This window comes from Brucella sp. GW823-FHT04E01 (assembly GCF_058796175.1).
Genome location: NZ_JBXAIK010000007.1, coordinates 140,748 through 154,609 on the forward strand (window position 1 = coordinate 140,748; position 13,862 = coordinate 154,609).

Below are 13,862 nucleotides of genomic sequence, written 5' to 3' on the forward strand. Positions count from 1 at the left end.
CGGTTAACAGACTACTAAAAGCATTAGGAAGATGCCAGCTCTGCTACTCCCATTAATGGGCCCTGTTAATGAGCGATGAGTCGGCTCATGGCAACCAGTTTTTGTGCGGAGCAGGTAAGACGGGTTTGCAATTGTGTCCTGCACGGTTTTCCTCGGGCTAAAACTGGACAATCTGGCATCAACTCTTGCTGTTTCGCCATATTCGTCTCACATGAGTGGGGAAAAGTCGCGACACAATCGTGTCATTCTCAAATCGACACCAAGTTTGGAGTTGTCATGTCTAAACGTCCTTCGATCTCTTTCAGCGATTTTGCAGCACCAGAAAAAGGCGTGTCCATCGTCCTCGTCGCCAAGGGCGGCGGCTTTGCGGATGAGGCGGCTCAGGCTGCTGGCGGTGCGGAAAAGATCAAGCGCATTGCCGAAATTTCCGGATTCACCGGTGCTCTCGGCAAGACCGCTGAGGCGATCGAAACCACGTCCAGCGGTGTCGACAAGATTGTTCTGGTCGGCGTCGGTGAACCGGGCAAGCTTGGCAATGACGATTGGTTGAAGATCGGCGGCGCTGCATTTTCACGAATCGGTAAAGCCGAGCGCGCAACGGTGACGCTTGCATTGCCTGAGACCACCATTGCCGGTGACGAAGCAGCTGATCTCGCGCTTGGTATGATTCTGCGCTCCTACAAGTTCGAGCGCTACAAGACGCGCAAGAGCAATGAGGAAAATGGCGATCCGAAACATGCTGCCAAGATCAGCATCTGCGTCGCTGATCCGCACACGGCGAAGCGGGCTTTTGAAGTTGCTGAGGCGGTTGCGGACGGCGTTATCCAGGCACGCAATCTCGTCAATGAGCCTGCGAACATTCTCGGCCCGGTCGAATTTGCACAGGAAGCTGAAAAGCTCGAAAAGCTTGGCGTGAAGATCGAGGTTCTCGGCGAGAAGGAAATGAAGAAGCTCGGCATGGGCGCGCTTCTCGGCGTGGCACAGGGTTCCGTTCGCCCGCCGCGACTGGTTGTCATGGAATGGCAGGGCGCGAAGAGCAAGGAAAAGCCGGTTGCCTTTGTCGGCAAGGGCGTGGTGTTCGATACGGGCGGTATTTCCATCAAGCCTGCCGCTGGCATGGAAGACATGAAGGGCGACATGGGTGGCGCGGCAGCCGTTACTGGCCTGATGCGCGCTCTGGCTGGACGCAAGGCAAAGGTCAATGCCATCGGCATTATCGGCCTTGTTGAAAACATGCCGGATGGCAATGCCCAGCGCCCGGGTGACATCGTTACATCCATGTCGGGACAGACGATTGAAGTCATCAACACCGATGCCGAAGGCCGTCTCGTTCTCGCCGATGCGCTGCACTACACGAATGACCGTTTCAAGCCGCGCTTCATCATCAATCTGGCCACCCTTACGGGCGCTGTCATGGTTGCTCTCGGCCAGTATCACGCCGGCCTCTTCTCCAATGACGACGAGCTTGCGGATCAGCTTTATGATGCAGGCCAGTTGACCGGTGAAAAGCTGTGGCGCCTGCCGCTCGGCACCGAATACGACAAGATGATCGATTCGAAGTTTGCCGATATGAAGAACAGCGCTGGCCGTTACGGCGGATCGATCACGGCGGCACAGTTCCTGAAGCGCTTTGTCGGCGAAACCCCTTGGGCGCATCTCGACGTTGCCGGAACGGCTATGGGGTCGCCAGCAAACGAGTATAGCCAGACATGGGCTTCCGGCTATGGCGTCCGCCTGCTGGACCGCCTTGTCCGGGATCATTTTGAAAGCTAAAATCTTTTCCAAACAAAAGGATGGGTGGAGAAGCGGAATCAATTTCTTCACCCATTCCCGAAACGGATAGCGCATGGCGGAAATTCTCTTCTACCATCTGACGGAATCGACACTCGATGAGGCCTTGCCCGGTCTGGTCGAGCGCTCGCTCGGGCGCGGCTGGCGCGTCACGATCCAGACTGTCAGCGAGGAAAGACGCGATGCGCTGGATGGTTTGCTCTGGACCTTCTCCGATACGTCCTTCGTGGCGCATGGCACCGATAAAGAGCCTCATCCCGAACACCAGCCGGTTCTGCTGACGACCAGTGAAGCCAATCCGAATGGAGCGACGGTGCGCTTTCTCGTTGAAGGCGCAGGACTGGAACGGGCGGATGCCTATGAACGTCTTGTTGTCATGTTCGACGGCCACGATCAGGATCAGCTCGATATTGCCCGAGGGCAGTGGAAAAATTTCAAGGCGGGGAGCCACGACTTGACTTACTGGCAGCAGACGCCCGATCGCCGTTGGGAGCGCAAAGCGTGACGCGAGTGCTATTCATTTTGATGATCGTCGCCGGTTTCGGGCTCGCCATCGGTTATCCTTGGTATATGCGCCATTTCACTGGCAGCGAAATCGGGCGCTGGACCATGCTTGAAAACCGCCAAAGCGGCTTCAAGATACAGGAAGTCAGGCTGTCGGCGGACGATGGGCCGGTGCGTGTGTTCATTGATGCAACGCCTTTGCCGGGTTACGTACCTGCGGAAAGGCGCTCGGCGGTGACCCTTGCGGTCAGCCGCGACGGTCAGCCGGTTCTCTCCCAGGGACTCGATTTTGCCTCTACCAGCGGTTCCATCAATACGGACCGCCCGCAGGATGGCAGCGTTCTGCGCCAGAGCGCCGGGGACATCGATCCGGTCATTCCGGGGCTCTATGCATTTCGTCTGGTGCAGGGAAACACGGATGGGCTTCAGCTTTCAAAAGCCGATCTCGTATTGCGTCGTGGAGCGGAAACGCCGGACGAGGTCTATACGACCATAGGTCTGATCCTCGGTGCATTCGGTCTTTATGCTTTGATGCGCACGCGTTTGCGTCCCCAGAACTGACCAATGACGATGCTCTGCAAAATTTCCGACAGGTTGCTGCTGTTGCTGCTTTCGGCTCTTGCAGCGCTGGTTGCGCTGATACCGCTCGAAAAGCTTGGCGTCTTCGGCTCTTCCTTTGAAGGGCAGAGCGGTTACGCCGCCCTTTATTTCGGGTTTCCCGTTCTGACCGTCATTTTCGCGCTTCTCGCGGTGCGGTTCATGCCCCGTCCTCTGCCGGTTACCATGCGTGTCATCGGCTGGATCCTGTTGGGGGTCGTGATCTTGCTTATGTTCACGTAGGACTCTGCCGACAGACAGAAGGCCGATTTTCAATCGGCCATAGCTTCTTCATATTCGGTGGAAAGCTCCAGCCACTTGTCCTCTGCATCCGCAAGTGCAGAACGGGTATCGCTCATGTCCTTGTTGATCCGGACCGCCTTCTGGGGTTCCTTCTCGTAAAGCGCCGGGTCTTCCAGTTGCGACGAGAAGCCTTGAATCTGTTTCTGCAGTTTTTGAATCAAGGCTTCGGTTTCCTTGATCTTTTTCTGCAGCGGCGCCATGGCTTCGCGCTTCTGGGCGGCGAGCTTTCGCTGTTCAGCCTTGTTGACCTTGGCGTTATCGTCGCGGTCGGCAGCCGGTTCTCCCTTGGCATCAGCAAGAACGATCTGCCGGTATTCATCGAGATCGCCTTCAAACGCCTTCACACCGCCTTCGCGGACCAGCCAGAGTCGTTCCATCGTGGCTTCGATAAGATGGCGGTCGTGGGCAATCAGGATAACCGCGCCGTTGAAAGCGTTGAGCGCATGCACTAGCTCCTCGCGGCTGTCGATGTCGAGATGGTTGGTCGGTTCGTCGAGGATCAACAGATTGGGACCATGAAAGGTCGCAAGTCCCATCAGGAGACGCGCTTTCTCGCCACCGGACAGGTCTTTGGCCGGCGTCAGCATCTTCTCGGTCGACAGGCCCATCTGCGCAACGCGCGCGCGCACCTTCGCTTCCGGTTCCATCGGCATCAGCTTGCGCACATGCTCGATGGCATTGTCTTCAGGAATCAGATCGTCCATCTGATGCTGTGCGAAGAATGCGACTTTCAGGCTCGGCGAAAGCGTGAGCGTGCCTTTTTCCGGCGTCAGACGACCGGCAATCAGCTTTGCAAGCGTTGACTTACCGTTACCGTTCGAGCCGAGGAGGGCGATGCGGTCATCATTGTCGATGCGCAAGGTCACATTGCGAAGGACCGGCTTGCCGGGCACATAACCGACATCGGCATTATCAAGCGCGATGACAGGCGATGCCGTCTTTTTGTCAGCGTCTGGAAAACGAAACGGCTGCACATTGCTTTCAACATAAAGCTCGATTGGTTTGAGCTTTTCCAAAGCCTTCATGCGCGATTGTGCCTGACGGGCCTTGGTGGCCTTGGCACGGAACCGTTCCACGAAGGATTCCATGTGCTTGCGGTGGGCTTCCTGCTTGGCGTGGGCCTTCTGCTGCAATTCCAGCATTTCGTGACGCTGGCGCTCGAACTGATCGTAATTGCCGCGCCAGAAGCTGATCTTCTTCTGGTCGAGATGCATGATCGAACTGGTCGCCGAGTTCAGGAGATCACGGTCGTGGCTGATGATGATGACGGTGTGCGGATAGCGCTTCACATAGTCGACCAGCCACAGCACGCCTTCAAGGTCGAGATAGTTGGTCGGTTCGTCGAGGAGCAGCAGGTCCGGTTCGGCGAAAAGAACTGCGGCCAGAGCGACGCGCATGCGCCAGCCGCCGGAAAAGGCGGACGCAGGCTGGCGTTGTGCTTCGGCGTTGAAACCGAGACCGGACAGAATGGCGCCTGCGCGAGCTTCCGCCGAATGCGCATTGATATCGGCAAGGCGTGTATGAATTTCCGCAATGCGGTGCGGATCGGTTGCCGTGTCGGCCTCTTCAAGAAGTGCTGTGCGCTCCTTGTCCGCCTTCATGACGATTTCAATCAGTGCGTCCTCGGTGCCGGGCGCTTCCTGCGCCACCTGACCGATACGGGTATTTTTCGGAAGCGAGATGCTGCCTGTTTCCGGCGCAAGATCGCCCGTGATCACACGAAACAGCGTGGATTTGCCGGTGCCGTTGCGGCCGACGAAACCCGTCTTCGATCCCGCAGGCAGCGTTACGCTGGCGTGGTCGATCAGGAGGCGTCCGGCAATTCGTACGGAGATGTCGTCAAGGATAAGCATGGTGAAAGCGCTTTTGCACGGCTTGAAGCGTTTCCGCAAGTATCAACATCAGTCAGGCGAAGCGGCGTCCGCCTTCGGTTCGCTGGAATTGTGAGAGGTCGAGCGACGGAGCGTCGGTACCGAGCCGCGTCAATGCCGCGTGGATCTGGCCGCGATGATGGGTTTGGTGATTGAACAGATGCGCCAGCGAAGGCGCAAGCCGCTGGCTCATCGTGCGCATGTCCGAAACGGTCGTATAGGTAAAACGTCCAGCAAGCTTGTCGGCGTTCAAGGAGTCGGTATACCGGCAGATGCGTTCATCTTCGGCATGACGCAGATCGCGCAGCGTGATGAAATTGTCGGTGATGATGGCGTCGAGTTGCTTTGGATGGTCGCCTTCGCCGGTAAACCGCTTCATCCAGATGCGGTCGGTGACCAGAAGATGGTTGAGCGTGCGATGGATCGAACCGAAGAACAGCCCAAGATCGAGCCGGTATTCCTCGTCGCTCAGATCGGCAGCAGCGGCATAGAGCAGTTCGTTGGCCCAGCGATTGTACCACGCAAACATTTGAAAATGCTGTTCCATACAAGTTCCCCGCTACCCGATAGCCTGAATCAGAGTGGCATTATCTATGCCTTCAAATTTCCGTCGTCTCAAGCTGCTAGGCGGTATGCGATGTGTTCAAAATGGTGTGGCCTCTTGGCAATTAGGCCTATCGACGGTATAGAGCCTCACTTTTCTGAAATTTCCCAGCGAACAAGGTGTCATAATGGCAATCGAACGTACCTTCTCCATGATCAAGCCCGATGCGACCCGCCGCAACCTGACCGGCGCAATCACCGCCAAGCTCGAAGCAGCTGGCCTGCGCGTCGTCGCTTCGAAGCGCGTCTGGATGAGCCTGCGTGAAGCTGAAGGCTTCTATGCTGTCCACAAGGATCGCCCGTTCTTTGGCGAACTGACTGAATTCATGTCTTCCGGCCCAACGATCGTTCAGGTTCTGGAAGGCGAAAACGCCATCGCCAAGAACCGCGAAGTCATGGGTGCAACCAACCCGGCCAACGCCGACGAAGGCACCATCCGCAAGGAATTCGCCCTGTCGATCGGCGAAAACTCGGTTCACGGTTCCGACGCTCCGGAAACCGCTGCAGAAGAAATTGCTTACTGGTTCTCGGGCACCGAAATCGTCGGCTAATCCCAACGAGAATTCAAAGAAAAAGCCCGGTTTGACCGGGCTTTTTTGTTGGGTGAGATGACGCGCAGAAGCAAATCTCAGAGGCTCTGTGCGAGCCTTGCCATCTCTTTCCCTTCGTCATCGAAGAGAACAAGCTTGCCCATGTCGATCTTGTAGGACTTGGTTTTGCCGAGCACATCGAGGAACTTGCGTTCCTGGTTCATGAGGGCAGGCGGGCACTGGACATAGGTCGATCCGATATCGGCAAAGGAAATGTTTTCCCCGGTCACGACCGCCTTGCTGAAATAACGGTTGCAGCCGCCTGAGCCACTGACGGCACCGTCGCTCGAAACCGTCAGCGTCGTCTGGGCATTGTCGATCACGCCGCCGCCCTGAATGTCTTCCGCGAGCCAGTCCTTGCCCTCGATGCCGATGGCAACGCCTTCATCACCGCTCTTGCGAACCATCACAACCTTGATTTCTGCCGGTTCTCCGGGGTTCTCCGGATCGATGGTATAGCGCTCGTCATTGACGAACCATAGCGTATCGCCTGCCGAAATGCGCGCCTGCAGGGCATAGGTATGACCGGGCTGAATCTGGTCCGTATCAAAATTGATGGCAAACGGGATCGGCGATCCCTGAACGGATTCAATCCGCGTTTCGCCAATGACTTTGGAAGGAGCGTCGGCCAGCGAGACATCGGAAAGCTGAACCGTCAGGTTTGCCTCCGGTGGCAGCGCGATACGCTCACGATACATCACCTTGCCGCTGACGGTTTTTTCCGCGGCAATGCTGCTCGTCGGCATCGACGTGGTCAGGAATAAGGCAGCGCCACCAAGCGCGCCAATGCCGACCACGAGTGCCGCAGCAATTGAAAGGGTTTTTGCCAGTCCATTTCGCATCGTCAAAGCCCGAAACTTCCGTTCCCGCACGCGTCATCTGTTGCAAGACAGATGGCGCTGATGCGGTTTCCAATCTGTCTTTCATTATCGCTTGTCAGCGTCTGATTCATCATGCCGACATTAGCGAAATCTTCATGTGAAAATTGTGGCAGCGCAAGAACACACCACCTAAATTAGTCATTATTCTAGGGGGTTAAATAGTTAATTCACGATTAAAATGAGAAATAGAGATCAACAGAATAGCTGGCAATCGAAAGATTACGACTGTTTCCAGCGTTCGCGGATCTTTTCGTCTTCCTCTTTGGACGACACCCAGCCACCAACCGAACCATCTGCGAGATGTTCCCGCTTCCAGAAGGGGGCGTCGGTTTTCATGTAGTCCATCAGGAATGAGGCGGCCTCGAAAGCCGCATGTCGATGCGACGACGCTGCTGCAACCAGAACGATGTTTTCGCCCGGTTTGATGAGTCCATAACGGTGAATGATCGTGAGGGCTGTTATCGGCCAGCGCTCGATGGCCTGTCGGGCGATGCGGGTGATTTCAGCTTCGGCCATGCCCGGATAATGCTCCAGTTCCAGAGCGGAAAGCGAGCCGCTTTCATCGCGACACAACCCGGTAAAGGTGACGATAGCGCCGATATCCGTGCGCCCATGCTCAAGCTTGCGCAGTTCCGCTGCCATGTCGAAGTCTTCACTTCTTATGCCGACGAAAAGTGGGCATGTCATTAGGGCATTTCCAGTTTTGCTTGAATCATTGAAAATGGCCTATGTTTTTCTTTTACGCATTATCCTACGCAAAACCGCTCCGCACTTTTGCTGGAAATGCTCTTGCCCGCTCACTTCATCCTCCCGTCATGGGCGGAAAGAGCGCAACTTCATCGCCGTCATTCACGAGTTCAACGTGCTCGGCATGTTCCTGATTGATCGCGGCACGGATGACATGTTCGTGCTCGAAGGCGGCTTCATATTCATCACCGCGCGATTTCAGGTGGCTGATCAGGTCAGCCACTGTCGTTTTGGGTGAGGGAAGTTCGATTAACTCTTCACCCTTGCCGATTTTCTCGCGCACCCATGCAAAATAGACGAGTTTTACCGTCACTGGATCAATCCATTACGTGTTTGAGGCCCGCCTTGAAATAGTCCCAGCCCGTATAAAGCGTCAGAAGAGCCGATATCCAAAGCAGGACAATACCCATTTCGGTTACATAGGGCACGACTTTGTCACCAGCAGGGCCTGCGAGCAGAAAAGCGAGAGCAACCATTTGTGCTGTCGTCTTCCATTTGGCGAGACGGGAGACGGGAACGCTGACCTTCAGTTCGGCAAGATACTCACGCAACCCCGAAACAAGGATTTCGCGGCAAAGGATGATGATTGCGGCCCACAGCGTCCAGCCGGCGATCGTGCCATCAGCTGCCAGAAGCAGCAGGATGGCGGATACGAGCAGCTTGTCGGCAATCGGGTCCAACATGCGACCGATGGTCGATGTCTGCTTCCAGATGCGGGCGAGGTACCCGTCGAAAAAGTCTGTAATGCTGGCGACGATAAACAATCCCAGAGCTGTCCATCGGGCGAAATCGCTTGATTCCAGCCGCCCCTCGACAAAGAAGCACAATACCACAAGGGGAACGGCGATGATCCGGCCGTAAGTGAGGATATTGGGCAAGGAGAGGGTATGATTTTTCTGCATTGTTCCGCCACGTCGTTGTTAGCGCACATCAACAGGGATGACCGATAAAATCAACACCTGCGAATATGTTCTGCCGGGACCTAATGACGCTTGTGCATAAATCCCGGACAAAATTGCGTCATCTGTCACGAAAATGATCGTGAATCGTCTTGGCCATGGCTTCCGAGATACCTTCGATCTGCATCAGATCGGCAACCGCGGCTCTGGAAACCGCTTTTGCAGTCCCGAAATGGTGCAGCAGGGCACGCTTGCGCGATGGGCCGATTCCCGCAATTTCATCGAGCGGATTCTTGACCATTTCCTTCTTGCGACGGGCGCGGTGTGTGCCGATGGCAAACCGGTGCGCTTCGTCGCGCAGGCGCTGGATGAAATAAAGTACAGGATCGCGCGGCGGCAGCGTGAAGGCCTGTTTGCCTTCCACGAAGAAACGCTCGCGCCCCGCTTCACGGTCGACGCCCTTGGCAATACCGATTGCATTGACGAGATGGCTGATTCCAAGCTCCCCGAGAATTTGCCTGACCGCACCGACCTGGCCTTGACCGCCGTCGATCAAAATGACATCGGGCCATGCGGGAAATGTATCGGTTACTTCTGCGTCAGCGGGCTCTTCCGGCGTGCCATGCTCCTTGACCAGCCGTGAGAAGCGCCGCTCGATAACCTCGCGCATCATGCCGAAGTCGTCGCCCGGCGTAATGTCGGTCGAGCGGATATTAAACTTCCGGTACTGGTTTTTGACAAAGCCTTCCGGCCCGGCGACGATCATGCCTCCGACGGCATTCGTGCCCATGATATGCGAGTTATCGTAGACCTCGATGCGGCGCGGGGATTGGGACAGGCCGAAGGTCTCAGCCATGCCTTGCAACAGGCGCGCCTGTGACGATGTTTCTGCAAGCCGCCGTCCAAGCGCTTCTCGCGCATTGGTCAGGGCGTGATCGACAAGGTCTTTCTTCTCGCCGCGCTGTGGAACGTTGACCTGCACCTTATGGCCCGCGCGCGTCGAGAGCGCTTCGGCAATAAGCGATTGCTCCTCAACCGTTTCGGACAAGAGAACCAGCCGTGGACACGGCTTGTCGTCATAGAACTGGGACAGGAATGCCCCCAGAACCTCTGCCGGGCCGAGCGAACTGTCCGCTTTGGGGAAATAGGCGCGATTGCCCCAGTTCTGGCCGGTACGGAAGAAGAAAACCTGAATGCAGGTCATGCCGCCTTCCTGATGGATGGCGAAAACGTCAGCCTCTTCGACCGTCTGTGGATTGATACCCTGATGTGACTGGACGTGTGAAAGCGCAGCCAGGCGATCCCGGTAAACAGCTGCATGTTCGAAATCGAGATCAGCCGATGCGGCTTGCATTGCCGTTGCAAGGTGGTCTTTTACCGACTGGCTCTTGCCGGACAGAAACGCCTTGGCCTCGTTGACGAGTTCGGCATAGTCCTCATCGCTGATCTCGTGCGTGCAGGGGCCGGAACAACGCTTGATCTGAAAGAGAAGGCAGGGACGGGTGCGTGTCTCAAAAACCGAATCCGTGCATGTCCGCAACAGAAAGGCGCGCTGAAGCGCGTTGATCGTGCGACCGACAGCACCGGCAGAGGCGAATGGGCCGAAGTAGTCTCCCTTGCGGGACCGTGCACCGCGATGCTTGAAAATGCCGGGTGCCCGATGGTCGCCAGTCAGGAGAATATAGGGAAACGACTTATCGTCGCGCATCAGCACGTTGAAGCGCGGACGCAATCTCTTGATGAGATTTGCTTCCAGCAACAAGGCCTCGGTTTCCGTCCGGGTGACGACGAATTCCATCGTCACCGTTTCGCGGATCATCCGGGTGATGCGATTCGAATGGCCGATCCCGCGCGCATAATTGGAGACGCGCTTCTTGAGATTGCGTGCCTTGCCGACATAGAGCACGTCACCATCGCTGTTGAACATGCGATAGACGCCCGGATTGTTCGGCAGGCGCTTCACGAAAGCATTGATGATGTCCTGACCGCTCAGGCCTTCAATGTCCGGCAGGCCATCCGAAGAATCCCATTGAATGGAATCGGCAGCGGACGGCGAGGCAGGAGCGTCGACTATATCGTCCGTCTCGTCATCATCGTCGGTTTCCGCATCACCAATGATAATACCGGCCACATCCTGCTCGTCATCTGACGGCAGGTTTGCAACGGCATCCTCATTGTTCTTGCGGTTTCCGGTCATTCGGTGATTCCTGCAATATCCGGGGTTTCCCACGCCAGATGCTGTCCGCCATCAAGTGCGATCATCTGGCCGGTGACGGAGCGGCTTTCCCAGAAATAGCGAACAGTACGCCCAAATTCCGACAATTCCGGCGCACGTTGCAAAAGAAGTTTCTCGACCTGCTGTTCGAAATCGCCTGGCTTCTGCCGTTCGCTCGGCAATGTTGGACCAGGTGCTATTGCATTGACCCGAATCTGCGGAGCAAGCGCTTGTGCCATCGTTCGGGTGGCATTCCAGAGGGCCGTCTTTGAAAGCGTGTAGGAAAAGAAGTTCGGATTGAGCTTCCAGACGCGCTGGTCGATGACATTGACGACAAGCGCTTCTTCACCATCGGGCAGGGCTTTTGCCATTTCTTCAGCCAACAGGACAGGCGCCTTGAGGTGGATGGCAAAGTGCTTGTCCCACAGCGTCATGTCCAGTTGGCCGATACGGTCATCTTCAAAGAGCGATGCATTATTGACGAGGAGCTGGATCGGCCCGATCTGGCGCGACGCATCTTGCACAAGATTGCGAATATCAGATTCGGACGAAAGGTCCGCGCGCACGACACAGGCTTTGCCGCCTTGTTCATTTATGGACGCTGCAAGGGCGGCGCCTTCATCGATGGAGTGATTATAATGTATGGCGACCGGGAAGCCATGGGCGGCAAGGTCTTCGACAATTGCCTTCCCAATGCGCCGTGCGCCGCCGGTGACCAGAACCGGGCATTTAGCAAGCAGGCGAGGCTCTTGATCGTTCAACACGGTAAACACTTTCTTATCGAGATTCTTCAATCGATTTCATGCCATTTCGGTCGGAAGATTGCAGCTAAAAACAGCGCCTGCAATGTTCACAACTGACAAATTTGTAGAGATTTCAGCGGCTTCGTGTCACTTCGCCGCGCGTTGCCGTCACTGCAATCGACGTTATCCCACTATATAGGTGGCTGAATTCGGCGTTGCGATAATGCAACATCGTATTTTTGCCATGTTCTCGTCAGGTTCTCTCCACAGAAGCGGGCATTTCGTGCCGCAATTACCGCCGATATGTCGATCCTGTCAGCGCGGCATGGACGATTTGCTCCCAACATCGCCCGCCCGATAAGGGACCGCGCTAAAGGTAATTTGTGTAAGGAGAATGCTATGCGCACTCTTAAGTCTCTCGTAATCGCCTCGGCTGCGCTGCTGCCGTTCTCTGCGACTGCTTTCGCTGCTGATGCCATTCAGGAACAGCCTCCTGTTCCGGCTCCGGTCGAAATGGCTCCGCAGTACAGCTGGGCTGGTGGCTACACCGGTCTGTACCTCGGCTACGGCTGGAACAAGGCCAAGACCGACACCGTAGGCACCGTTAAGCCTGACGATATGAAGGCTGGCGCTTACGCTGGCTGGAACTTCCAGCAGGACCAGTTCGTATACGGTGTTGAAGGCGACGCCGGCTACTCCTGGGCCAAGAAGACCAAGGATGGTCTGGAAGTTAAGCAGGGCTTCGAAGGCTCGCTGCGTGCACGTCTCGGCTACGACCTGAACCCGGTTATGCCGTACATCACGGCTGGTGTTGCCGGTTCGCAGGTCAAGCTCGACAACGGCTTTGACGACGAAAGCAAGTTCCGCGTTGGTTGGACTGCTGGTGCCGGTCTGGAAGCTAAGCTCACGGACAACATCCTGGGCCGCGTTGAATACCGCTACACCCAGTTCGGTAACAAGACCTACGACCTCGGCAACGAATCGGTTCGTAACAAGCTCGACACCCACGACATCCGCGTCGGCGTTGGCTACAAGTTCTAATTATCTGATAATTGAACACGGAAAACCGGGCAGGCAACTGCCCGGTTTTTTGTTGCGCTGTTTAGCTCAGTTGTTCGCGGCATCTGTCAGCCAGTCGCGAAATGCGGCCATCGCTTGCGTTTCCGTCCGCGATTGTAGCCTTGTCAGCCAGTAGCTGCCCATCGTCACCGTCGTCTCGAACGGTTGGACAATGGTTTCCGACAGCAATTGCCGGGAGAACATCAGTGGCGGGGCAAGCGCAATGCCCGCTCCCTGCATGGCGGCTTCCATCATCGCGAGCGACGAATCGAACATGATGCTTCGCGGCAGGGGCATGTCGCCCGTGACGCCTGCTGCCACAAACCACTGCGTCCATTCATCGGCACGATAGGAGCGCAGCAAAGTATGTCGTGCGAGATCGGCAGGTGTTCGCAATTCGCACGCCAGTTCCGGGATGCAAAGTGGCGACAGGGGCGCTTCCAGTAATCGGGTTGCGTCGATGCCGTGCCAGGCGCCGCTCCCGAAACGGATCGCGTAATCCAGTCCCTCCGCCGCAATGTCCACCCGGTTGTTGTTGGTCGAAAGCCGCAAATCGATGAACGGGTAGCGATTCTGAAAATCGCGCAAACGTGGCAGTAGCCAGCCGACGGCCAAGGTGCCGACAGCACCCACACGCAAGATTTCCCGATAATGCCCCGCTTCGAAACGCTCTAGCGTTCCGGCAATCCTGTCGAATGCGTCCTTTAATGTGGGAAGCAGCGTTTCTCCTTCGCTCGTCAGCATCAGCCCGCGGGGCAGGCGCTCGAACAATGTCACGTTCAGACGGGTTTCGAGGCTCTTGACCTGATGGCTGACAGCTGCCTGCGTGACGCAAAGTTCAATCGCGGCCTTCGTAAAGCTCAGGTGGCGCGCCGATGCCTCGAAGGCGCGCAGGGAATTGAGCGGGAGATGCGGTCGAACCATGTTGCCCCAAATTTTTCTAATGCCAAGTGCTAGATAACGTCGTTTGTCGCGCCAGCGCAAGCATCGTATATAAGCTGGGCCTGAAAGGCTTATATCCCGCAAAGCGGGCTTCAATATAATGGACCGCGCAATACC

Annotated in this window: 15 protein-coding genes; 6 read left to right on the forward strand and 9 right to left on the reverse strand. The window is 56.3% G+C overall.

Annotated elements, in window-relative coordinates:
* Positions 1–276: 276 nt before the first annotated feature.
* The 4 genes from AC1RHM_RS22475 (at position 277) to AC1RHM_RS22490 (ending at position 3,135) form a co-directional block, all read left to right on the forward strand.
* Complete coding sequence (locus tag AC1RHM_RS22475; protein ID WP_036585772.1) at positions 277–1,773, forward strand: leucyl aminopeptidase; 1,497 nt, start codon at positions 277–279, stop codon at positions 1,771–1,773.
* Between the two features lie 73 nt (positions 1,774–1,846).
* Positions 1,847–2,296 (forward strand): DNA polymerase III subunit chi, encoded by a 450-nt coding sequence (locus AC1RHM_RS22480; protein ID WP_036585770.1) that lies wholly within the window; start codon positions 1,847–1,849, stop codon positions 2,294–2,296.
* Positions 2,293–2,856 carry a type IV secretion system effector BspB gene (gene bspB / locus AC1RHM_RS22485; RefSeq protein ID WP_376787376.1) on the forward strand — a complete coding sequence of 188 codons (564 nt, stop codon included), beginning with the start codon at positions 2,293–2,295 and terminating at the stop codon, positions 2,854–2,856. Before AC1RHM_RS22480 ends, bspB begins: the two co-directional genes overlap by 4 nt.
* 3 nt (positions 2,857–2,859) lie before the next feature.
* A complete protein-coding gene (locus AC1RHM_RS22490; RefSeq protein ID WP_036585766.1) occupies positions 2,860–3,135 on the forward strand; it encodes a hypothetical protein in 276 nt (91 codons plus the stop codon).
* A gap of 29 nt (positions 3,136–3,164) precedes the next feature.
* Here the strand turns inward: AC1RHM_RS22490 and AC1RHM_RS22495 are convergent, their stop codons facing one another.
* Positions 3,165–5,048, reverse strand: coding sequence for an ABC-F family ATP-binding cassette domain-containing protein (locus tag AC1RHM_RS22495; RefSeq protein WP_010661672.1), 1,884 nt, complete (start codon positions 5,046–5,048; stop codon positions 3,165–3,167).
* 52 nt (positions 5,049–5,100) lie between these two features.
* Positions 5,101–5,613, reverse strand: coding sequence for a DinB family protein (locus AC1RHM_RS22500; protein ID WP_010661673.1), 513 nt, complete (start codon positions 5,611–5,613; stop codon positions 5,101–5,103).
* 184 nt (positions 5,614–5,797) lie between these two features.
* Between AC1RHM_RS22500 and ndk the strand changes: the two genes are divergently transcribed.
* Entirely contained in the window at positions 5,798–6,220 is a 423-nt protein-coding gene (ndk, locus tag AC1RHM_RS22505) for a nucleoside-diphosphate kinase (RefSeq protein WP_010661674.1), read from the forward strand.
* Between the two features lie 77 nt (positions 6,221–6,297).
* On the opposite strand, the gene AC1RHM_RS22510 is transcribed toward ndk, so the two are convergent.
* The 6 genes from AC1RHM_RS22510 to AC1RHM_RS22535 all read right to left on the reverse strand — a co-directional run bounded on the left by AC1RHM_RS22510 (position 6,298) and on the right by AC1RHM_RS22535 (position 11,795).
* Complete coding sequence (locus tag AC1RHM_RS22510; RefSeq protein ID WP_010661675.1) at positions 6,298–7,101, reverse strand: YbaY family lipoprotein; 804 nt, start codon at positions 7,099–7,101, stop codon at positions 6,298–6,300.
* A gap of 258 nt (positions 7,102–7,359) precedes the next feature.
* Positions 7,360–7,827, reverse strand: coding sequence for a molybdenum cofactor biosynthesis protein MoaE (locus tag AC1RHM_RS22515; RefSeq protein WP_036585764.1), 468 nt, complete (start codon positions 7,825–7,827; stop codon positions 7,360–7,362).
* A gap of 115 nt (positions 7,828–7,942) precedes the next feature.
* A complete protein-coding gene (gene moaD / locus AC1RHM_RS22520; RefSeq protein ID WP_010661677.1) occupies positions 7,943–8,200 on the reverse strand; it encodes a molybdopterin converting factor subunit 1 in 258 nt (85 codons plus the stop codon).
* A gap of 4 nt (positions 8,201–8,204) precedes the next feature.
* The gene (pgsA, locus tag AC1RHM_RS22525; RefSeq protein WP_010661678.1) at positions 8,205–8,789 is read right to left on the reverse strand and encodes a CDP-diacylglycerol--glycerol-3-phosphate 3-phosphatidyltransferase; all 585 of its coding nucleotides are present in this window, start codon (positions 8,787–8,789) and stop codon (positions 8,205–8,207) included.
* A 118-nt stretch (positions 8,790–8,907) separates the two neighbouring features.
* Entirely contained in the window at positions 8,908–10,983 is a 2,076-nt protein-coding gene (gene uvrC, locus AC1RHM_RS22530; protein ID WP_036585762.1) for an excinuclease ABC subunit UvrC, read from the reverse strand.
* Positions 10,980–11,795 carry an SDR family oxidoreductase gene (locus AC1RHM_RS22535; protein ID WP_036585760.1) on the reverse strand — a complete coding sequence of 272 codons (816 nt, stop codon included), beginning with the start codon at positions 11,793–11,795 and terminating at the stop codon, positions 10,980–10,982. Before AC1RHM_RS22535 ends, uvrC begins: the two co-directional genes overlap by 4 nt.
* A 348-nt stretch (positions 11,796–12,143) precedes the next feature.
* Between AC1RHM_RS22535 and omp25 the strand changes: the two genes are divergently transcribed.
* Positions 12,144–12,785, forward strand: a complete 642-nt coding sequence (gene omp25, locus AC1RHM_RS22540; protein ID WP_010661681.1) for an outer membrane protein Omp25 — start codon at positions 12,144–12,146, stop codon at positions 12,783–12,785.
* Between the two features lie 66 nt (positions 12,786–12,851).
* Here the strand turns inward: omp25 and AC1RHM_RS22545 are convergent, their stop codons facing one another.
* The gene (locus tag AC1RHM_RS22545) at positions 12,852–13,727 is read right to left on the reverse strand and encodes a LysR family transcriptional regulator (RefSeq protein WP_036585758.1); all 876 of its coding nucleotides are present in this window, start codon (positions 13,725–13,727) and stop codon (positions 12,852–12,854) included.
* Positions 13,728–13,862: the final 135 nt, after the last annotated feature.

Coding starts and splice junctions, on each gene's coding strand:
- AC1RHM_RS22545 (WP_036585758.1), bottom strand. CDS start 13,727: ATGGTTCGACCGCATCTCCCGCTCAATTCCCTGCGCGCCTTCGAGGCA.
- AC1RHM_RS22515 (WP_036585764.1), bottom strand. CDS start 7,827: ATGACATGCCCACTTTTCGTCGGCATAAGAAGTGAAGACTTCGACATG.
- uvrC (WP_036585762.1), bottom strand. CDS start 10,983: ATGACCGGAAACCGCAAGAACAATGAGGATGCCGTTGCAAACCTGCCG.
- AC1RHM_RS22500 (WP_010661673.1), bottom strand. CDS start 5,613: ATGGAACAGCATTTTCAAATGTTTGCGTGGTACAATCGCTGGGCCAAC.
- AC1RHM_RS22475 (WP_036585772.1), top strand. CDS start 277: ATGTCTAAACGTCCTTCGATCTCTTTCAGCGATTTTGCAGCACCAGAA.
- AC1RHM_RS22510 (WP_010661675.1), bottom strand. CDS start 7,101: ATGCGAAATGGACTGGCAAAAACCCTTTCAATTGCTGCGGCACTCGTG.
- AC1RHM_RS22480 (WP_036585770.1), top strand. CDS start 1,847: ATGGCGGAAATTCTCTTCTACCATCTGACGGAATCGACACTCGATGAG.
- AC1RHM_RS22495 (WP_010661672.1), bottom strand. CDS start 5,048: ATGCTTATCCTTGACGACATCTCCGTACGAATTGCCGGACGCCTCCTG.
- ndk (WP_010661674.1), top strand. CDS start 5,798: ATGGCAATCGAACGTACCTTCTCCATGATCAAGCCCGATGCGACCCGC.
- pgsA (WP_010661678.1), bottom strand. CDS start 8,789: ATGCAGAAAAATCATACCCTCTCCTTGCCCAATATCCTCACTTACGGC.
- omp25 (WP_010661681.1), top strand. CDS start 12,144: ATGCGCACTCTTAAGTCTCTCGTAATCGCCTCGGCTGCGCTGCTGCCG.
- AC1RHM_RS22490 (WP_036585766.1), top strand. CDS start 2,860: ATGACGATGCTCTGCAAAATTTCCGACAGGTTGCTGCTGTTGCTGCTT.